We start from the raw sequence: 21,063 nt of genomic DNA, 5'->3' as shown, positions 1-21,063 counted from the left end.
TAAACAGATGAGCCTATGGTGCTCAATACTTTACCGATACTGACTGAGGCTATAATAGCTATGTCTCTAACACCGCAACCTCTCACCGTCATTAGCCGTATGATGTCTTCTATTTTAGAGTGACAGCCCTTATAAGTTAAGGCATGGTCACCAATGAATTGACGTTTGCAGTCCTTGCATTGGTAGTTCTGCTTGCCATAGCTTTTTATGCCGTTTTTCTTTAAACTGGGACTGTGACAGTCGGGGCAGCTGATATCTATTTGTGTCTTCATAACCTCAAATATATCATCTTGCTTTGGCTGTCACCCTCCTTTATTTCTTCAGCATACTTTCTGACACACCACCAAATTTACTATATTAGGGTCTGTTTACTTTCTATTAAGCTGCTCGATTTTTTGCTGTATTCTATCCATCTTTTTTTGATAACGCCGAATCTTACGAAAACGATGCGCCGTCAATACGCCCTCAATACGGCGATTGATCAAACGACGAGGTGGAGGAAAGCCGCCCACTTGAGGTTCTCCATAACCATACAGATGATTGTCGCGACGACGAATAAGGTAGCCCTTCATACTATCCATAATCATGATGAATAACGCCAACGCCACCATGCCATACATAAATAGAGAACCGCCCTCATCTAAGCTTTGTTTCAGGACGGTAATGGATAATACAAACAGCAGCATAGGCTCGACATAGCTCAAAACACCAAATAATGACACTGGTAACTTACTACTGGCAACCATAGTCAGCGACATCGCCAACGCGCTAAACGCGCCAAGCAGCGGCAATAAATACCAGAATTTAATATCCTGTGCCGCCATACTAAAGCCGCCGCTAAAATACAGCATACTAAGCACGACTGGTGTGAGCAAAGTCAAATCAGACAGCAAGCCTGTGATGGGCGGTACAGAAAGCGTGCGACGCAATAGATAATAAGGCGGATAACCCAAACAGACAAACAAAGTTACCCAAGATATTGAGCCGTATTGAACAATATCATAGCCAATACCTAACGCTGCAAATGACGCGGCCACCCACTGGAGTCGGCTCATATGCTCGTGGTAAAAAAAGCGACCAATCACTATCATCACCAGCGGCAATAAAAAATAGCCCAAAGTGACATCAAGACCAAAACCATTTACCGGTCCCCACATAAACAGCCAAATCTGCCCGCCCAAAATTGGCGTGGGCAATATAAAAATTAGCCACTCCTTTACAGTTTTTAGGGTCTTTAAGTAATCAAAAACATGCTGCCATTGTTTGGTAAAGCTGACCAATAATAACAAACTCAATAGCATCATTAATATACGCCACGACGCTACTTGCGTACCCGACAACGGCAACATAAATAGCCCAAACAAGAACATCATCGAAAATAAAAAACTCGATGATACAGATGCTAACGTTCCTTGAAAGGTTTGATTGGTCGTGGACATAACAACAGCCTTAAAAAATAGAAAAAATAAAAGCCTCCGACGATAACGTCAGAGGCTTTTTCTAGAACAACGAGCAAAAACTAGAACAAAAGCTAACTACTGAGACATTTATTCGTCATCGTTGGTGTTTTCAACGTCTACTGTATGGTCATTGGCAATATCGATAACGTCGTTGACATCAGTGGTTGCTGTGTTGTCAGTCGTTGCATCAATATCTGCCTGCTCTTGACCTTCTACCTCAAAGGTACCGTCTTCTTTCATTGCATCGATTAATGCTTCATCATCGCCTTCTTCGTGTTCAACACGCGCCATGGCAACCAGCTTTTCATCTTTCGATAAACGAATTAATGTCACACCTTGAGTATTACGACCAGAACTGGCGACATGCTCAACGGGCGTACGCACTAACGTACCTTTGTCTGAAATTAAGATAATATCGTCTTCAGGATCAACCTTAGTGGCACGCACTAATGCACCATTTCGTTCACTGGTTTTAATAGCAATTACACCGCCACCGCCACGATTTTGGATATTGAATTCATCGATAAAGGTACGTTTACCAAAGCCTTTTTCGCAAGCGATTAGGATTTCACGTACATCGTCTTCGATAACCACCAATGATTTGATAAACTCATCATTAGCCAAACGCATACCACGAACACCTTTTGCGGTACGACCCATCGCCCGCGCATCGTTTTCATCAAAACGAATGGCTTTGCCACTTGAGGCAAATAGCATAACCTCTTGGCTACCATTGGTGATACGAGCGCTGACCAACTTATCACCCTCTTCTAAGCCAACAGCTATCAAGCCATTAGAGCGAATATTGGCAAATTGCTTAAGCTCTACCCGCTTCACGGTACCATTGGCAGTCGCAAAGAATACAAAAGGTGGCTCAGCGACATTGCTGTCTTCTAACTCTTCGGCCGCATCATCTAATGATATATCGCCTTTCGTAGGTAGCTCTTCTATTATTTTTGGAATTGGCAGTATCGTTGTGACGGTTTCATCACCGCTCAAGCCAATTAGGTTAACCAATGGACGACCACGGGCACCGCGACTGGCAATCGGTACTTCAAAACCACGTAGACTAAACACGCGACCACTATCAGTAAAGCACAGTACGGTCGAGTGCGTAGACGTGACGACTAAATGATCAATGACATCGTCTTCTTTCATCACCGTTGCCGACTTGCCTTTACCACCACGTTTTTGCGCCACATAATCATCGATCGGCTGAGTCTTGGCGTAGCCAGTACGCGACACAGTCATGACTACGGTCTGCTCTGGGATAAGGTCTTCACGGTTGAAGTCCATGCGCGAGTCAATAATATCCGTGCGGCGCTCATCGCCAAAATTATCACGAATCTCAAACATCTCGTTTGAAATAATTGTCATTAACTTATCAAAATCACCAAGAATAGATTCTAAATGAGCGATTTCACGCAATAAGTCTTGGTATTCTTCGGTCAGTTTGTCTTGCTCAAGACCGGTCAAGCGATGCAGCTGCATGTCTAAAATTGCATTGACCTGTTCAAGTGATAAACGATAGCGGCGCTCGCCTTCAATTGAGCCATCAATTAAGCCAAACGGTGCTTTAGGGTCTTCGCCTTCGATAAAGTCAGGACGCACTGATTGGCTACCAGCAGCGGTTAGCATCGCCACAACGCTGCCTGAACCCCAAGTATTATTTAACAAGCTTTCGCGTGCCAAACCGCGGTTAGCAGAGGCTTTAATGGTCGCGATAATCTCGTCAATATTAGCCAATGCAACGGTCAAGCCTTCTAGCAAATGACCACGTACGCGGGCTTTATTAAGCTCATAAATAGTACGACGGGTGACGACTTCTTGACGGTGACGGACAAAAGCGGCAATCAATTGACGCAAGGTCAATAGTTTTGGCTGGCCATTATCGAGCGCTACCATATTGATACTAAAGCTGGATTCGAGCGGGGTTTGTAGGAACAAGTTATTAACAATCACTTCCGCCGTTTCGCCGCGACGTAAATCAATGGCGATGCGCATACCGTCTTTGTCAGACTCATCACGAATCTCACTAATACCTTCGATTTTTTTATCACGAACCAATTCTGCAATACGCTCAATCAGCTTGGCTTTATTGGCTTGATAAGGCACTTCGGTGAAGACAATACGCTCGCGATCACGGTTGACACCCGTGTCGCTCATAGCTTCGATATGGTAGCGACCACGTATATGCAAGCGACCTTTACCGGTACGATAAGCGTCTAGAATACCCGCACGACCATAAATAATGCCGCCTGTAGGAAAGTCAGGACCTGAGATATGCGTCATCAACTCTTCGGCTGAGACTTGTGGGTTCTCCGCATAAGCTAAGCACGCATTAATCACCTCGGTGAGGTTATGCGGTGCCATATTGGTCGCCATACCAACAGCAATACCCGTCGCACCATTAACTAATAAGTTAGGAATACGCGCTGGCATGACGCTTGGCATACGCTCAGAGCCATCGTAGTTGTCTTCCCAGTCGACCGTATCCTTGTCTAAATCAGCAAGCATCTGGTGGGTGAGCTTGGTCATACGTACTTCGGTATAACGCATGGCTGCCGGTGGATCATCATCGATTGAGCCAAAGTTACCCTGACCGTCAACCATCGGATAACGAAGACTGAAATCCTGCGCCATCCTTACGATCGCATCATAAACCGCACTATCACCATGTGGGTGATATTTACCGATGACATCACCGACCACACGTGCAGACTTTTTATAGGGTTTGTTGTAGTCGTTAGACAGCACGTGCATGGCGTACATCACACGGCGGTGTACAGGCTTGAACCCATCACGCACATCAGGCAGTGCACGCGAAACAATCACGCTCATCGCATAATCCAAATAGGATTGCTTTAGTTCATCTACGATGCCAATAGGACTGACCGATTCGCTCATATACACTCCTTCACTCACATTGTTTTTCTAATGTTGAGACGTTTGCTCAAAATACTTATGGGTTATACAAAAATATAGCTGCATCAATGCGCAGCTACTACCAAAATATAAACCCTAAAAAGCACTGCTAAACGTGCAAAACAATAGGAAAATGATGATACGGTTTTTGTTAAAAGTAACGTTTAATAAAAGAAGCTATTTTAGCACAAATTTGCTGATTTAGGGGCATTTGCACATCATTAAAACTAAGCGAATCAGGTCATTAGCGGGCATTTTTTAGACCCTTTATCAAGATTTTACTTGGCTTAACGACATATCTTTTTAGACTGGCTAATCTTGCCGTTTTTACACACAAACTTACCTTCTTTTGAGCAATGCGATACCCCGCCCATTTTGCCCGAGCAAGGGGTATTTTTTGCTTGTGCTGGGCTAATAGGTGCTAAAACAAAGATAAAGGCACATAGTGATAACATCATTGATTTCATATTCTCAGCCTTAATAAGTTCATAAGAGGTGGACAATAAAAAACTGCATCCAGTGGACACAGTTTGAATCGATAGTATGAGTATTTATACGATTACCTGTAAAGCATTTTAAACTGGCTTAAACTCTTGATTAAAGAATTCACGCGTGGCTTGGGTACACGCTGGGCTGACTAATCCGCCATGATAGCTACTATAAAACGCTAGCAGAGGGTTGTCACCTTGTGCAGTTGCATCCGCTTTAACCTTTTCAACGCTATTACTAAAGTTTGTTTGTACACTGCTCACAACATCAGTGGCATTCCATTTGTTCATTGATGCCTGACCAATCATTGTAAAGGTCGATTGATCTGGGCGCGCGTCGGCGTTGTCTTTATCGACATCCAATACCGTAATATTGAGCTTAGCCGCTGAGCTCTTAGCACTGGCAGCCTGCAATATCTCTACCATAGAGCCTGTATTGGTATCAAAATAAACCGTTGGATCCTGATTACCACCACAAATAAGCGTCGGCATGGTTGGTACATAGCCGCGTAAGTCATTATCCTTTAGCGCCTTACGTAGGTTATTTTCAGGATTTGCTGCTGGCAGTCCGTTGCCGTTTTCTGCCCATAATCCATCAGGGTTTTTGGTGGTATCAGCCACAAACGCCGCGCGAAAGTCTGATTTAATCAGGTAGTTATCATCGTCATAGCCGCCTAGTATTGAAAACAGTAAACCTTTCTCCAAGCCAGCAAGAGCAGGATTAGTAGGATTGTTTTGGAACAGCGCATTATTAGGCAGTTTGCCCGTAGCGACTAGCTCACCAAACGGTAATTCATTTGGCAGTTGAGCATCGGCATATTTATCCAAGAATATATCTGATTTCTTACCATAAATATCGCCGTATTTTGCTTGTAAACCAATGCCAAGTAATGGCGCAAACCGTGACGCTCCGATATTGACGTTGCCTCTAAATATTTCATCACCAAATGCCGCTAGCGCATAAGGTCCTGATAAAGGCGCAATAGCAGTGATTGTTTTGTTTTGTGACTCGAGCAATCTAGCGGTTGCCATAGTCACATGACCGCCCTGCGAGTAACCTGCGATAAACAGCTTACCCGAATCATCAATATCGACGTAAACAGTATCATTTGCGCCTTTCTTTCGTTCAATAATTGAGCGCGCACTATCTAAAGCGTCAACCATGTCGGTCGACTGCTGCTGTGCAACCAGATAAGGATGATAATCGAGATCTGAGTCATCGTAACCAGCGTAGTTCGGTGCGACGACGATGTAGCCTTGTGCCGCGAAATTTGCGGCAATTAGATTCGCCTCTTCTACAGCAGGGTTGTTAATATTACCCACTTGTGCAAAGTCATAAGACTTGTCGGTCGTCGTACCATGAGCATATAATAGCACCGGACGATCTCCCTGACATTCATCAGCATCGCCAGTCGGTAGCATCAACGCCGCCGTGGCATTGGTATCTTCGTCTGCAGCACCTTTGGTATCATAGGTGACTTTTTCTATGATTACGCCACACTTAGCAGCAGGTGTTGCCGTGCCGCCAAGACCGAAACTGCTGTCTACTTGGCTGGAGCTAAAGGTTTTGACAAACTCAGATGTGGCTTGCGGCGTGACAGATTCAACGACATTAAAGTCGTTATCATCACCACAAGCAACGAGCAGCAAACTGCTGGCGATGGCCATTGATAATAGGCAACGTGACATCAAAGGTTTCTTGTTGGCACTCATAGATATTGAACGATGAGTAGCGGTAGCGCGGTCAGGTTTGGAGAGAGGCATAGATGCTATCCTTAGCAGTAATAAGTCAGAAATAAGTCAGAAATTTGCTAAATTTTTTGGTAATAGATAAATTTATTTTAGTATAAATTGTTTCTTAAACCTTACTACTTATACCGTAAAATATGTTAAAAAGCTACTGAAAAACGTGCAACTGTTGGCTCCCATCAGGTTAAAAGAAGCATTTCTCTCATAACCATACTGACCTAATAGACATATTATTTAATAGCTTATAGTCAGTGAAAAGTAATATCGCTACATCACGTACTGCAGGTACCGTTTTTTCTTGCTTGCTGTGCCTACGCAGACAGAGGCTGCAAAAAAACCATACCCGCAGTATCGTAGTGTTTTTAAAGTATTTTAACTATAGGTTAAACAATGCAGCGTTATAGTCAGTGATAAATAATATCGATGCATCACCTACTGTAGCGTTTTAGGGTATTTTGACTATACGTAAATAAATGCACACCCCTCCCATTATTTTTAAGACGATGTAAACTTTTATGCAAAACGATATTAAAAACAGCAAGAACGATGAGAATCAAGAAGATAAATTGGTAGAAAAACCATCAGAAAATACGCGTACAGACCGTAGCTTTGATACGATCGCCGACCACTTTGAAAAAAAGGTTTACGGTGGTTTAAAAGGAGACATTCGACTGGCAGTATTGCGCCGTGATATTTTTGAATATACGGAGAAAATGAGTAAGCAGTTGGCTCGACCACTACGTATTTTAGATGTGGGTGCAGGACTGGCACAGATAGCCATTGAGCTTGCTGCTCAAGGACATATAGTAGTCGTTAATGATATCTCAGCCAATATGTTAGAAAAAGCACAAGTAAGTGCCGCCAAAGTTGAGAAAGAAATTGATATAACGTGGTATGTTTGCCCTTATCAAGAGCTACAAGAAAAGCTAAATGCAGAAGATAATGACAAGTTTGATTTAATCATGTGCCATGCGCTGCTCGAATGGTTGGCAGAGCCTGCAGCAGTGATGGAGTTTTTTGATCAGCAACTAACCGATAACGGAACGCTGTCGTTATGCTTTTATAACCCAGCAAGCTTTGATTATCGCAACCTCATCATGGGTAACTTTAACCTGCTCGATAATACGCAATATAAGGCTGATAACAAAAAAAGCCTGACGCCCAATCATCCGGTTGCCAAAGAAGAAGTCGAATCGTGGTTGGCAACCCATCATTATCAAGTGGTGCGCACCAGCGGTCTGCGCGTTTTTCATGATTACTCACCACTTAAACGGGGCGGTCATAACGATCCTGATGCGGTGATACGCATGGAGCTGCGTTACTCGCAATTGGAGCCGTATAAATGGCTGGGACGTTACTTGCATATACTGGCGACTCGATAAGTTAACTTCAGCAGTGCCATACTCTTTTAAAAGTGGATCGACCAGAAAGCGCAACGACTGTCTTTAGCTATTTTATTTCCTCGACTCTCTCTGGTCTATTATACTCTGACCAAGTCGTTGCATTGATGTCTTTTTCGTCAAATACCACGACATGCTCTAGTATCGGCAAGATACCAATGTGCGAGCCAATCTCATGGTTATGGTGGCTGGCAACTAAGGATAAGACCGTCTGCCCATCGTCGAGCTGCAAGCGATATAAGTAGTTGGCACCGCGAAAGACACGCCCGACAACCAATGCTGTTTGCGTGCTTTCATCGTCATGAATGATATCGTCAGGGCGTACCAAGACCTTAATCGGTGTACCATTGGGATAGTCATATTCACAATACTGTGGCTGTCCTGATTCGTCATAGACTTCCATGCGACGATAAATATCACCCAATGCCGTCTCGACATGACCTTCTTTGATGATGCCATCTATCATCGCGCCCTCGCCCACAAACTCAGCGACAAAGGGACTGACAGGTTCGTGATATAGCTCGCTTGGGGTTGCCCACTGTACCAGTTTGCCTTTATGCATCACCCCCACTTTATCCGCTAGAGCAAACGCTTCATTCTGATCATGAGTGACTAATATTGCGGTGGTATTGGTGCGTTTAAGAATATCACGGACGCTCATCGCCAATGATTCACGCAGCACGACATCCAAATTAGAAAACGGCTCATCGAGTAACAGTAGTTTGGGCTTTGGTGCCAGTGCACGGGCCAAAGCCACTCGCTGTTGCTGTCCACCTGAGAGCTCATTTGGACGTTTATCGGCATGTTCAGACAGCTCAACAAGTGCTAGCATCTCAGTCACACGGGCTTTTTTATCAGCGCCAGACCATTTATTCAGACCAAAAGCGATGTTCTTTGCCACGCTTAAATGTCCAAAAAGTGCATAGTCTTGAAATACCATGCCCATGCCACGTTTGGCGGGCGCCACTGCAAATGAGTGGCGAGCGGTCTTGTCAGTTAGGCACTGATTATTTAAGCGAATCGCACCGTCACGGCTTGGTTCTAGTCCTGCAATTGCCCTTAGGGCGGTGGTCTTTCCGCAACCGCTATAACCCAAAAAGCAACCAATCTCGCCTTGTTGTAGCACTAACGATAAGCCATTTACGACAATAGTATTGTCATAACCAACGATTAAATCTTGCACATCAAAATAAGGCTGAGCCGCGATACTTGCCTCATTGTATTGATGAGAGGAACGGTTTGGATTGAGGGTGTTTTGGTGCTGGTCTTTATCAGCTAGGGCTTGAGACATTTGCGCCTTGGTCAAAACTGCTATGGGTGGTTTTTTGAGACTATTGTGGCGCGCCGTGCCTTGAGTCTTTATAGACTTAGGATCTGCCGGATGTCTTGAGTCGTCAATCAAATCAGTGTACATAGACGGTACCAGTTAGCTATTAGTGAATAAAACCCATCGATAAAATGCTAAAAACAACAATAGAAAAATATCATCGAACCATTGAACTACCAGCAGTGCCTTATTTGTAAATGCTTAACACGCCCTAATCAAAGCACCTTAACCTTGCTTATCGCTTTGACGCAATAATATCCACACAGGCAGCAGACCAACCAGCACAATTAATAAGCTTGGCAACGCCGCTCGCCCCCACATGCCTTCACTGGTCATCTCAAACACTCGCACCGCTAGCGTATCCCAACCTTGCCGCCTCGTCATTAACGTGATGGGCATCTCTTTCATCACTTCAACGAACCCCATCAATAATGCGGTCAATACACCAGGGCTGAGCACCGGCAACATGACCTGTCGCCAACGCTGATAAGGGCTGTCGCTCAGCAATTTAGCTGCCGCTTCTTGATTGACCGTCAGGCGCTGTAGCTGGCGATCAACTGGCTGAAAACTCACGGTCATAAAGCGCGTCGATAATGCCAATAACATCACAATGACGCTACCAGACAACACCTGTTTCGAGGTGATACCAAAAGCAATCATTTGGTTGTCGAGCCAAGCGATGGGAATAAATATCCCCACTGCTAATACTGTCCCTGGCACGACATAACCTAAATTGGCCAGGGTGGTCATCAGCTTGGTCAACTTATCAGGATACTGCCGCTTAATCCACGCAATAATAATCGCCAAAAAGGCAATAAAAAACGTGGTCATACTAGCAATCATAAGGCTGTTGGTCACAAAATCGATATAACGTGCATCAAAATCTTGTCGAAAGTTCAACGCCGTCCAATAGACTAGCTGTAAAAATGGAATTAAAAAAGCAACTGCAAAGACTAATGCACACAGCAATGTCATCGCCAGTTTGGCAGGCTTGCTGGCGTCAAAACGCTGACTGCTGCCTTGGGTGACCGAATTACCGCGCTTTGCTTGCCAATACTGCTCAAACAAGACGACGATAAACACCACACCGATTAACAAAGCCGCCAGTTGTGCTGCGGTGGTCAAGCTAAAAAAGCCAAACCATGCCTTATAAATAGCCGTGGTAAAAGTATCGACATTAAAGACTGACACAGCACCAAAATCTGCTAATGTTTCCATGCTGGCCAGCAATAGCCCGCCAATTATCCACGGCAGTGCTTGTGGTAATGCCAGTCGAAAAAACACCCGGCTGCGACTTAAGCCCAGCATCTGACCCGCTTCAATCGCCCGCCTGCCTTGCGATAAGAACGCTTGACGCGCTAGCAAATAGACATAAGGATAAAAGGCCAGCGACAATACCAAACCTGCTCCCCAGACATTGCGTACTGACGGAATCGCGGTACTGATACCTAAGTCGCGCAAACCCGTCTGCAGTGGCCCACTAAAATCGACGATACCGATGGTGACAAATGCCAATACATAGGCAGGTATCGCGAGCGGTAACATCAGCGCCCACGAAAAAAACCGCTGTCCAGGGAAGCGGTACATGCTGGTCACCCAAGCAAGTGTGGTACCGACCGTGCCAGAAATAACCGTTACCATCAACAATAAAATAGCGGTATTTTTGAGCACTTGTGGTAGCACATAATCTTTCATATGCGTCCAGATATCAGCGACTGGCTGTGTCCACGATAGCAGTACAACCAAAATCGGCACCAGCATAAACAACGAAATCAGCCCTAAGACTGATTTTGAGATAATACGCTTGCGGACGGTATGATCTTGACTGACAGTCTGATTGTCAATGACACTGCCATTAACATTATTATTGTCTGGGTCATTTTGACTAACAGACGCATCTGGCGTTGTGATCATATCATTATTACCGTGTCGTACGCATAGAGACCTTACGAGGTGATACCAAACTCAAAAAATACGACTGGTTCTAAGTGTCACTATTATTTTGAGAATGGTATGATTGGCAGTGCTCTATTTATAACCAGCTTTGTCCATCATTTGAATCGCTTGGGTTTGTAGCTCGCCAAATTTCTGTACATTGATATCGTCTTTTTTGAATTCACCCCATGATCTGAGTAACTCTGACTCATCGATACCTTCTTTGACAGGGAATTCTTTGTCAGCACTGGCATATAAACCTTGTGCTTCATCAGAAGACAACCATTCCATCAATTTAAGTGCGCCATCTGGATTGTCCGAATCTGCTACCACACCCGCACCCGAAATATTTACGTGCGTACCAGTCGTACCTTGGTTGGCCCAAAATATCTTCACTGGGAAGTTAGGCTTTTCGTCGAGCAGGCGACCATAATAGTAACTGTTGGCTACACCCACTTCACATTGCCCAGCGGCAATGGCTTCTAACATACTGGTGTCATCACTGAATACGTCAGTGGCTAGGTTATCAACCCAACCACGGATGACCTCTTCGGTTTTTTCTTCGCCCAAGTGCTCCATCATACTGGCCACAAGCGACTGGTTATATACTTTTTTAGAGGTACGTAAACATAGCTTGCCCTTCCATTTTGGATCGGCCAAGTCTGCATAAGTGGATAATTGGTCGGCGCTAACCTTGCTTGGGTCATAAAAGATAGTACGTGCACGCAATGACAGACCAGTCCACTGACCTTTTGGATCACGATACTTTGCAGGAACGTTAGATTCTAATACCGTAGAAGCAACAGGTTGCAGTAACCCTTGCTCAGCGGCTTGCCATAAGTTGCCCGCATCAACTGTCAACAGCATATCAGCTGGGGTATTTTGACCTTCGGCTTGCAGACGCGCCATCAGCGGGCCTGTTTTGTCCGTGACTAAGTCAATCTTGACGCCTGTCTGCTCGGTATAGCGATCCAACAATGGCTTGATGAGCTGCTCGTTCCGTGAAGAATAAATAGTAACCGTTTGATCATCGGCATTTACATTATTATTAGCGGCACCATCATTGGCTACTGGTTGCTCAGTACCAGCTGCTGAAGTTTCTACCTCTGCACTGTCTTCAGTGGTAGATGAGTTACTACAACCAGCCAGCCCCAACATCATGCCAAATACGGCAACAGGCAAGGTAAGTTTAGAAGCAGTTAGTGTGGTGCTAATAGCGTTCAATGACATGGTTTTCCCCATAGTGATGCTACAAAAAAGTGCAACGAATCGTAAGATAAGATGTTATTAAAAATCGCTTGTTATTGGGATGAATAACATCATAATACCCGAAACCAACATACTAGTGGAAATGAGATTAATTATCAATACATTTATTTCACTCTGAAATGTACGTATTGTTTGGCTTAACGATACCTTTTTAAGAAAAATATTCTTGACCCTATCAGCCAAAATATCTATAACAAACTTGCTACTTATTTGACAGGTTATTATATAGGGCGTGTTTGATTCTTCGGCCACGGCACTAATAAAGACAGCGCAAAACTTATCCCAGTAGTACGGTGTTTGTTATTATAGTGAATCGATTATAGTAGCCATTTTACAATAGCCATTGACCTAAGAGGACGTTCACCGCCGCTTCTGTTCGCAAGATACGCGGGCCTATATGCACGGACTCACACCCTTGTGCGGCGAGCAGCTCTATCTCGTAATCAATCCAGCCGCCTTCAGCACCGATACAAACCAGACTGGGCAGCGCTAATAAATCCAGTTGTTGTAAATAGTCCTGTTGTTGTAAATACTGTGTAAATGACTGCTCACTATATGGGTGCGCCACGATAGCGCGATTGGTTATCAGACTAGCAAGCTCGTCTTCAACAAAAGGCTTAAAGCGTTTTGCTAACGTAATATTAGGCGCGAGCGTATCGACACCTTGTTGCAGCCCTTCTAATACGAATTCGTCAAGGCGCGCCAGCATCGGGCTTTGCCAATAGCTTTTTTGCGTACGGTAACTATTGATCAGGATGATATCGCGCACACCAAGTGCAGTCATATCCATTATCAAGCGTCGTAGTACTTTAGGACGCGGTAGTGCTAATATTACGGTTAAATCCAATTTGGGCGGCGGGGCAATTGTGAGCTGGACATCGCACAACTGAATTCGCTCATGGGTGACACCATCTATAATCGCAGTACCTAAATCACCACCCAGCTGACCGATTTTCAGCGTATCACCGACCGTTGCCTTAAGTACTTTATTGACATGATTGATTTGTGATAACTCATCAATATACGCGGTATCTGCCGAGAAGTTTTTAGTGGGCAATAATAGACAGTTCATAGCAGCTCTTGGTTTTAATGTTCATTGAAATCTTAGTCGAAATCTTCATTTAAAGCTTGGTTCGAGTATTGCTCAATGACATCTTCAATCATGGTAAATTGACGAGTCAATACAGCTTGCTGTTGTATTGTCATCTGCGCGCCCGCTTGCCCTGCTTTTTTCGCCCATTCAAGATGACTTAGCCAAGACATTAGCTGCTGATAAATAAGCGCGGTATCGTCCATTTTTACTTTTGCATCAAGGCTTTTTTCAGTCGGTTGAGCTGCTTTGGTCGATTGATACTCTTCCGTTGATTTATAACTGTCATTATGCGGCTGATATAACGCACCGACCTCAGACAGTTTATCGACCACGCTTTGACAAGACTGCGTATGAAGCCCCATTATGACAGGCGTTGCCACACTTGCCGGCTCAACGGGATTATGGCCACCAATATCGACTAACGAGCCACCGACTAGCGCCACATCTGCAAGCTTATACCAAGTCATCAGCTCACCCATACTATCCGCCAAATAGACTTGTGTGGCGGCAGCAATCGACTCTTCTGCACTACGCCGTGCCATTTTTAACGCTGTGTCTTGAATAAGTGCGGCGACTTCATCAAAACGTTCAGGATGTCTCGGTACGATAATCAGCAGCGTGTCAGCGAGCGCTGAATGAGACAGTAGTTGCTGCTGTAATGACAGCGCTATTTCTTCTTCGCCGCTGTGCGTGCTGGCTGCCACCCAAATCGGTCGACCCTCTATTCCTAGGTTTCTGACCATACCGCTATTGTGCTTTTGCATAGCAGTAGACTGGCTATCATTATTGTTTTCAATAACAGTTTCTTTATCGGTAAGCTTAGGGGTATTAATCACCCATTTTAGCGAACCTGCCACGCGTATTTTTGCGCTATTCGCACCCAATTGTCGAAAGCGTTTAGCAGACTCATTGTCCTGCGCAATAATTAAACTCAAGTTTTTCATCATACTGGCGCTGACGGCAGCAATTTTTTGATAACTCTTAAAGGAAGACGCAGACAGCCGACCATTGACCAAGATACTGGGAATACGATGCTCAGATAACTTGGTCAAGATGTTGGCCCATAGCTCTGTTTCTACAAACAAAGCGGCAATAGGCTGTACATGCGCTAAAAACCTCTCTATCACCGCGGGGCTATCGACAGGTACATAACTGTGACTCATCTGACCTTGTGCAATCGCATCAGCGAAACGACTGGCACCGCGAGCAAAACCCGTCTGTGTGGTATTGGTGAGCCATATTTTATAGCCATCAGCCAATAATTTATCCAACAGCGGCGCGACCGTATTGGTCTCACCCAATGACACCGCATGACACCAAATAATGCCCTTGTTAGCCTTCGCATTGCCCTCAGGACTAGCCGTAGACTTAACATTAGCCTGCTCCACATAATTACTATCAAGCGTTGGACATGGTGGATAGCTCTTACCAAAACGCTGCGCAACTTCCTGTTGATAGTTGGCGCGTTTATGTGAGCGCCGCCATACTTGCAATCGATATAACGGCTTAAGTAAGCTTATGGCAAACTGATAATAAAAAGGCGAATGATAAACAGCATGGCTTGGCAACGATGCTGGGTCCGTTGCTTTTGAATAACTATCAGATGGTGTATGAGAAGATGGCATGAATCAGCCCAGATTAGTAATGAATCAGATAATAGGAGAGTGGTGGTAAAAAACGCGCCAATTCTACCTTAATTTGGCACTCAACAATACGCTTTTACCGCGTATCTGTCATACATAAAATACTTTAGACGATAATAAATATCAACACCGCCACCACTACTATTGCAACGAATAATAACTGATAACGCTTGATGCTATGCTGCTCTTGTTTTTGAGTCGTCATCAATGCCTGCGCTTGCTGCCACTGCCTCACGACGCTAGCTGCTTCCGCGTGACCATTTTCTGCCGCTTGCTCTAGCCAGTACTGGCCATTGGCTATCTCTTGCGTCACGCCTACCCCTTGGTAATACATCTTACTTAGCAGACGCTGGGCGCGGCTGTCGTTTTTGCTCGCCGCTTGCTTGACCCATTCAACCCCCGATTCGGTTGCAGAATTTTTATCAACTGCAAGGCCCTCATCAAGTAGTTCGTACATCGCTAGACGCAACATAGCAGCGGTATTACCAACATTAGCCGCCTGTTGTAACTTTAATAATGCTTGCTTTTTTGCAGCCAAATGACTCTCTGAAAATAAGGTTTGCGCACGTGGCTTGGCTTGCTTGGCAATATACTGCTCAAATTGATCTAAAACTTTGCGGGCTTGCTGATACTCAGTTTGACCAGACGTCTGCGCCACTTCTACGTTATCCAACTCTAGCAACAATTGTGTGAAAATCTCTGGCGTAGGCGAGGTTTTTGCTAAAGGTTCTGAAGCTGGTGGCTTTGGTATCGGTTTTACTGATGGCGCACTTTCTGGTTTAGTACTTTCTAAGGGTGTCTGTACTGTAGATAGCTCAGGCTTATTTTGGTTATTTTGTTCGGATAAATCACTATCTATTGATACTTTATTAAGCAGATTTTTCTCTAATGGCTGGTAGTTATTATCCGTTTTGGCTGTTTTTAAATGAGCATTTGTATTTGTGCTTACACTAATATTTGTATCAGTCTCTCTTATCGCCTCTTGAGTGACTGCGGCGACTGGCATAGCTGTAGTAGCCACTTGGTCACTATTCGAATTTGGTAACCTTGAGATAACGGCTTGATACAAACCGCTGGCCACTTGACCACCTTGTACCGATTCAAACTGCCGATCGATATGACCAAATAGACGCAACCCTATCGGCTCTAACGCAAAAAACAGCGAGGTAACGTCAGTATCAATATTGGTATCATTATCAGTAATACCGCGGTAAACGACCGCCATATGCTGATAAAAATCATCCGCCGTCAGTGGCAATGCAGGATAACGCTTCCCTAGCTCAAACTGCCCAAACCAATGCGGGACATGTTGCCACTGCTGTGCCAATACTCGTCCTGCATAAAAGGCCAAAAACACCATAAAATTGCGATAATGCTCATCTGTTAATAGCGCTGCTTCATTCCATATGCCTGCCTTTACCATATCACGGCGTATCTGCGTTAATAAGATATCGATGCGCTGCAAGCTCGTCAGCGACTCATCCAATTGGCAATGGCGCAATTCAGTTTCATAAGCAATGCCACCTGCGATAGCACGATCAGCTGTGAAATCTTGCCAATAGCCTGCTGCAACATAATCAAGGGGCGTTAAGGGAGGTGCAGACATAAGGCAAATCTATCCTTCAAAAAATAAGTCGTTAATAGAGCTACAGAGCAAATCAAAAAACTAATACCGTTCGAGTAGTTTACCTTAACCTAAAATCTAAAGCGCTACAATAACGGACTAAATAAGCGCACCACGTTATCAAATAATCGCTCTGTCTTTTGTCGTTGCTGCCATTCTTCTAAAGTTAAGAAACGACAGCTCTGTAAATACGACTCTTGACACTCCGCAACCTGCGCCACCATTTCTGGGGTATAAATGGCTAAACTGACCTCCATATTCAAATAAAAGCTGCGCATGTCAATATTAACCGTACCAAATAAGCAATAATCATCGTCAATGACCACCGTTTTGGCATGTAACAGACCGCCTTTAAATAAGGCAATAGTCACGCCAGCCTCTAGCAGCTCTTGATAATAGGCTTGCGAGGCATGCTGAACTAAAAAGGAATCGACCTTTTCTGGGATAATCAGTGTCACATCAACCCCACGTTTTGATGCGGTTACCAGCGCACCAGACAACGCCTCATCAGGTACAAAATATGGGGTCGTGATACGAATACGCTTATTCGCACGGTGTAAAACAGTCACTAAAGTATTATAAATCACATGCGCGGTCACTTGCGGTGCCGAAGGAATTAGCTGTGCAATCACTCCTTCCACTACGGGCATCTGCGGAATTACAGTCGACATCGCACCCGTACTAGGCGGCTCAAAAGCCTCTACATCCTCATCCAATACTTTTATTCGACTATTGATGTCATTAATCGTTGGATGGCGTACATACAATTTACGCGTATAGCTATTCACTCGCTGATGCAGCGCATCCAAGTTATCGCTATTTTCAGCGCCAATATCGGTGACCACTACTTTGGCCATCGCGGTTGTGATACTGATCTCGTTGTCGCTGACACTGCGTATCGCTACGTCAATCCACTCACCAACCGCTTTATCTTGCTTAAAGAACTTAGGGTCAACCAAGTTAAAACTGCCGATATAGCCAATGTATTCATCAATGACCACCATTTTGCGATGATTACGCAAATCAGACCGCTTAAATAAAGTCTTAAACAAGCCTACTGGTAGTGATTGATGTACGAAAACGCCAGAACGCTCTAACTTCTTATGTTCTGCACTATTAAAAAAGCTAAAACTACCGACACTATCAATAAGAATATGACATTCTACGCCGCGCTGTGCTGCTGCGATCAATGCTTCTATGACCTCTAAGACTTGTCCTTTTGGATAGATAATATAAAACTCCATCAAAATGGTACGTTGAGCAGCTTCAATATCATCAAGCAAGCGTTTAAAAATAATATTAGGGTGCGTCAATAGCTGCATGTCGTGGCCTGGAAACACCCCAAACCCTGTCCAGCGAGTCCCTATCTGACTCACACCGCGGTAATGCTCAGGCAGTAGTTCCTGACCTTTATCAAAAATCAAACGCTCGCGCTGTGCCATCTCATTCATCAGCAACCGTGCTTGATTCATGCGCTGACGGTAGCGGCGCCCAATCATCGGCTCACCGACCAACACATAAGCAATCAACCCAAATAAAGGTAAAGTGAACAAAATAGCTATCCACGCAATTGCCACGCCAACGTTTCGCTGCACCGAAACAATACGTAAGGTCAGCACAATCATCAGAATAATATGAAATATTAAACCCAACCCGGCAAAGTCAGTCCATGACCATGCCGCCATTTGCTGCTCAGTAGTAGATAAAGCTTCTATGTTCGCCTCCAACAATCAGTACCACCAAATATTCTTAGCTCAGTATAGTAGCTTTTAGCCACCATACAATAGGTAACAGCAATAAGTATATTCACAGCAACACTGATAAAAGTCTGACTCTAGTTACTATGGATAAAGGAGTTTGAGAAGTATTTATAATTATTTTCTCATATTATGAAAATACTGTTTGACAGCCATGTGTAAATGTATATAATACACACCCACAGCAAGGGGACTTAGTTAAGTTCTACTTTGTTGAAAGTTAGTTTGAAGGGTGACAGCTTTAGACGTTATGACTTTTAAGAAGCTTTGATAGCCTAATTTAGGTTTAAAGTTTTTAGAAAATTCCCTTTAAGGAATTTTCTCTTGTGGATAAATACCTATGTCATGTAGGTGCTGAGTTTTTAGAATTTACGAAAATGTAAATTCTCTTGCGCTCGGACGAAGGACTGCTTCGTATATCCTCGCTCAGGGTGATTAGCTCAGTTGGTAGAGCGTCTGCCTTACACGCAGAATGTCGGCGGTTCGAATCCGTCATCACCCACCACTCTTTTAGCGAGTGCGCCTTTTTATAGAGGTGAAATGCTAAAGACGACCTAAGCAGCGGTAGTTCAGTTGGTTAGAATACCGGCCTGTCACGCCGGGGGTCGCGGGTTCGAGTCCCGTCCGCTGCGCCATATTTAAAACTTAGTTTTAATACAAAAGTTTCAACCTCAAGCATTAAATTGTTTGAGGTTTTTTTGTGTCTGTATTTTCTCTTAAAGCCTTTATTTATAAGGGTTGGGTGTTTCACCTATGTTGATCTTTACGAAACGGTATACTCTTTAACAATGCATGAGTTATAAATTTTCGCGCATACGCTCTATCTTTTGAAAATCGGTGACCAAGTACTCAGTGACCAAACGGTGACAATTTTGTGACCAAGATTGTAAAAAGTCGGTTGTGGTAACTGATCTCTATAATTTATGTTTACTGACAAATTCAGTAGCTTACAACCTCAATCTTAAACTAAGCTTTAGAAAATATCGAAACCTTTCTACGCATTTTTCTATTGCGATATTATTAATTTCGTTTAAAACAGCACTACATAAAGCCTTAAACTAAGATTGGAATCCAACAAGGGTTACAACCTTAAAGTCATAACCCCTTCCTTGAACGAAAATCATAAAACGTGGTTACTATTAATTGAGCCGATCATTTACCAAAGTTACCCAGTAATCTACACCTATAGATAAGATGTCGTCGTTAAAATCGTAAAGTGGATTATGCAATGCCGTACCACCGCATTCACCCTCGCCATTACCAATCAAAATGTAGCAGCCGTCAATCTCACGTAACATAAATGAGAAATCCTCACTAATTGTGTATCGTTCACAGTTACCATTTACGTTATCAGCGCCAACCACTTTTTGAGCGGCGCTCACTGCATGAGTAGTCTCAACTGGAGCATTGATTGTAGATAAGCAGGTACTAGCAAAGTGATACTCATAATCGACTCCTGCCGACATACATTGACCTGATACAATACGTTCAATTGCTTTTTCAATTTTTCCCAATGCTGAATCGGTAAAGCTACGCGTGTCTCCAGTGATAGTTACTTGTGAAGGAATGACGTTCACAGTCCCATTGGTCTCAAAGTTGGTCACTGAAATGATAGCTGTTTCATCTATAGCACTTAAGTTACGTGAGACGATGGTTTGTAATGCAGTCACCACTTGTGCACCAACGACGATCGGATCTGTACCCATATGTGGTAATGCAGCATGACCACCAGTGGCATTGATGACGATTTTGAAACTGCTTTCACTGGCCATCAAAGAGTTTGGTCGAGTTATAAACTGTCCTGCTGGAACACCAGGTATATTATGCATACCATAGATTGCATCCATCTGCCAGCGAGTAAATAGTCCATCGGCAATCATCGCCTTTGCCCCTGTACCACGTTCTTCGTCAGGCTGAAAAATAAAATATATGATACCATCAAAGCTTTTATTCTCTGACAATACTTTAGCAGCACCAAGTAGCATGGCGGTATGACCATCATGTCCACAAGCATGCATAACACCATTATTCTTTGAAACATGGCTAAAAGTGTTTTGCTCATGTATTTGCAGCGCGTCCATATCGGCACGTAAACCAACAGAGCGTGTACTAGCGCCATTTTTTAAAATACCAACCACGCCCGTACCGCCAATATCGCGATGTACTTCTAGTCCAAAAGCCTCTAGCTTGTTTGCGACAAATTCTGAAGTTTTGAACTCTTTAGTACTCAGTTCAGGATATGGTGGTGTGTCAGAAAGTATGCTGAAGAAATAAAGGAGGGTGACAGCCAAAGCAAGATGATATATTTGAGGTTATGAAGACACAAATAGATATCAGCTGCCCCGACTGTCACAGTCCCAGTTTAAAGAAAAATGGCAAAAAAAGCTATGGCA

General features: G+C 44.0%; 14 protein-coding genes and 2 tRNA genes. 3 read left to right on the top strand and 13 right to left on the bottom strand.

From position 1 onward, the window contains the following. The 5 genes from EI161_RS08050 to EI161_RS08030 all read right to left on the bottom strand — a co-directional run. Positions 1-272: IS1 family transposase (locus tag EI161_RS08050; protein WP_192529374.1), on the bottom strand; the 272-nt coding region annotated here is incomplete at its 3' end. 96 nt (positions 273-368) lie between these two features. After that, on the bottom strand, positions 369-1,439 hold the full coding sequence (gene rarD / locus EI161_RS08045) for an EamA family transporter RarD (RefSeq protein ID WP_192524100.1): 1,071 nt from the start codon (positions 1,437-1,439) through the stop codon (positions 369-371). Positions 1,440-1,547: 108 nt separating this feature from the next. Continuing rightward, positions 1,548-4,367 (bottom strand): DNA gyrase subunit A, encoded by a 2,820-nt coding sequence (gene gyrA, locus EI161_RS08040; protein WP_192524099.1) that lies wholly within the window; start codon positions 4,365-4,367, stop codon positions 1,548-1,550. Between the two features lie 305 nt (positions 4,368-4,672). After that, the gene (locus EI161_RS08035; protein ID WP_192524098.1) at positions 4,673-4,852 is read right to left on the bottom strand and encodes a hypothetical protein; all 180 of its coding nucleotides are present in this window, start codon (positions 4,850-4,852) and stop codon (positions 4,673-4,675) included. Positions 4,853-4,960: 108 nt separating this feature from the next. Beyond that, complete coding sequence (locus tag EI161_RS08030) at positions 4,961-6,637, bottom strand: alpha/beta hydrolase family protein (RefSeq protein ID WP_192529373.1); 1,677 nt, start codon at positions 6,635-6,637, stop codon at positions 4,961-4,963. A 500-nt stretch (positions 6,638-7,137) separates the two neighbouring features. Between EI161_RS08030 and EI161_RS08025 the strand changes: the two genes are divergently transcribed. Further along, the gene (locus EI161_RS08025) at positions 7,138-8,004 is read left to right on the top strand and encodes a methyltransferase domain-containing protein (protein WP_192524096.1); all 867 of its coding nucleotides are present in this window, start codon (positions 7,138-7,140) and stop codon (positions 8,002-8,004) included. A 67-nt stretch (positions 8,005-8,071) separates the two neighbouring features. Here EI161_RS08025 and EI161_RS08020 read toward each other — a convergent pair whose 3' ends face one another. The 7 genes from EI161_RS08020 to EI161_RS07990 all read right to left on the bottom strand — a co-directional run bounded on the left by EI161_RS08020 (position 8,072) and on the right by EI161_RS07990 (position 18,640). After that, positions 8,072-9,313, bottom strand: a complete 1,242-nt coding sequence (locus EI161_RS08020) for an ABC transporter ATP-binding protein (protein ID WP_413038384.1) — start codon at positions 9,311-9,313, stop codon at positions 8,072-8,074. A 261-nt stretch (positions 9,314-9,574) separates the two neighbouring features. Further along, on the bottom strand, positions 9,575-11,263 hold the full coding sequence (locus EI161_RS08015) for an ABC transporter permease (RefSeq protein ID WP_192524094.1): 1,689 nt from the start codon (positions 11,261-11,263) through the stop codon (positions 9,575-9,577). A gap of 114 nt (positions 11,264-11,377) precedes the next feature. Beyond that, positions 11,378-12,514 (bottom strand): extracellular solute-binding protein, encoded by a 1,137-nt coding sequence (locus EI161_RS08010; protein WP_192524093.1) that lies wholly within the window; start codon positions 12,512-12,514, stop codon positions 11,378-11,380. A 370-nt stretch (positions 12,515-12,884) separates the two neighbouring features. Further along, positions 12,885-13,625, bottom strand: coding sequence for a 16S rRNA (uracil(1498)-N(3))-methyltransferase (locus tag EI161_RS08005; RefSeq protein ID WP_192524092.1), 741 nt, complete (start codon positions 13,623-13,625; stop codon positions 12,885-12,887). 32 nt (positions 13,626-13,657) lie between these two features. Further along, positions 13,658-15,271, bottom strand: coding sequence for a 3-deoxy-D-manno-octulosonic acid transferase (locus EI161_RS08000; protein WP_192524091.1), 1,614 nt, complete (start codon positions 15,269-15,271; stop codon positions 13,658-13,660). 124 nt (positions 15,272-15,395) lie between these two features. Then, the gene (locus EI161_RS07995) at positions 15,396-16,895 is read right to left on the bottom strand and encodes a tetratricopeptide repeat protein (protein WP_192524090.1); all 1,500 of its coding nucleotides are present in this window, start codon (positions 16,893-16,895) and stop codon (positions 15,396-15,398) included. A gap of 104 nt (positions 16,896-16,999) precedes the next feature. Beyond that, positions 17,000-18,640: a cardiolipin synthase gene (locus EI161_RS07990; protein ID WP_192524102.1), complete on the bottom strand. Its 1,641-nt coding sequence runs from the start codon at positions 18,638-18,640 to the stop codon at positions 17,000-17,002. 459 nt (positions 18,641-19,099) lie between these two features. On the opposite strand from EI161_RS07990, the gene EI161_RS07985 reads away from it, so the two are divergent. Both EI161_RS07985 and EI161_RS07980 read left to right on the top strand, forming a co-directional pair. Next, positions 19,100-19,175, top strand: a tRNA-Val gene (locus EI161_RS07985). 53 nt (positions 19,176-19,228) lie between these two features. Beyond that, positions 19,229-19,305, top strand: a tRNA-Asp gene (locus tag EI161_RS07980). Positions 19,306-19,809: 504 nt separating this feature from the next. On the opposite strand, the gene EI161_RS07975 is transcribed toward EI161_RS07980, so the two are convergent. Beyond that, positions 19,810-20,961, bottom strand: a complete 1,152-nt coding sequence (locus EI161_RS07975) for a M20 aminoacylase family protein (RefSeq protein ID WP_225735290.1) — start codon at positions 20,959-20,961, stop codon at positions 19,810-19,812. Positions 20,962-21,063 lie beyond the last annotated feature (102 nt).

Origin of the sequence: Psychrobacter sp. FME5 (assembly GCF_014861375.1) — a bacterium.
Lineage (GTDB): Bacteria > Pseudomonadota > Gammaproteobacteria > Pseudomonadales > Moraxellaceae > Psychrobacter.
This window is presented reverse-complemented; position numbering and strand designations above follow the sequence as displayed.

Coding starts and splice junctions, on each gene's coding strand:
- rarD (WP_192524100.1), bottom strand. CDS start 1,439: ATGTCCACGACCAATCAAACCTTTCAAGGAACGTTAGCATCTGTATCA.
- gyrA (WP_192524099.1), bottom strand. CDS start 4,367: ATGAGCGAATCGGTCAGTCCTATTGGCATCGTAGATGAACTAAAGCAA.
- EI161_RS08035 (WP_192524098.1), bottom strand. CDS start 4,852: ATGAAATCAATGATGTTATCACTATGTGCCTTTATCTTTGTTTTAGCA.
- EI161_RS08030 (WP_192529373.1), bottom strand. CDS start 6,637: ATGCCTCTCTCCAAACCTGACCGCGCTACCGCTACTCATCGTTCAATA.
- EI161_RS08025 (WP_192524096.1), top strand. CDS start 7,138: ATGCAAAACGATATTAAAAACAGCAAGAACGATGAGAATCAAGAAGAT.
- EI161_RS08020 (WP_413038384.1), bottom strand. CDS start 9,313: ATGTCTCAAGCCCTAGCTGATAAAGACCAGCACCAAAACACCCTCAAT.
- EI161_RS08015 (WP_192524094.1), bottom strand. CDS start 11,263: ATGATCACAACGCCAGATGCGTCTGTTAGTCAAAATGACCCAGACAAT.
- EI161_RS08010 (WP_192524093.1), bottom strand. CDS start 12,514: ATGTCATTGAACGCTATTAGCACCACACTAACTGCTTCTAAACTTACC.
- EI161_RS08005 (WP_192524092.1), bottom strand. CDS start 13,625: ATGAACTGTCTATTATTGCCCACTAAAAACTTCTCGGCAGATACCGCG.
- EI161_RS08000 (WP_192524091.1), bottom strand. CDS start 15,271: ATGCCATCTTCTCATACACCATCTGATAGTTATTCAAAAGCAACGGAC.
- EI161_RS07995 (WP_192524090.1), bottom strand. CDS start 16,895: ATGTCTGCACCTCCCTTAACGCCCCTTGATTATGTTGCAGCAGGCTAT.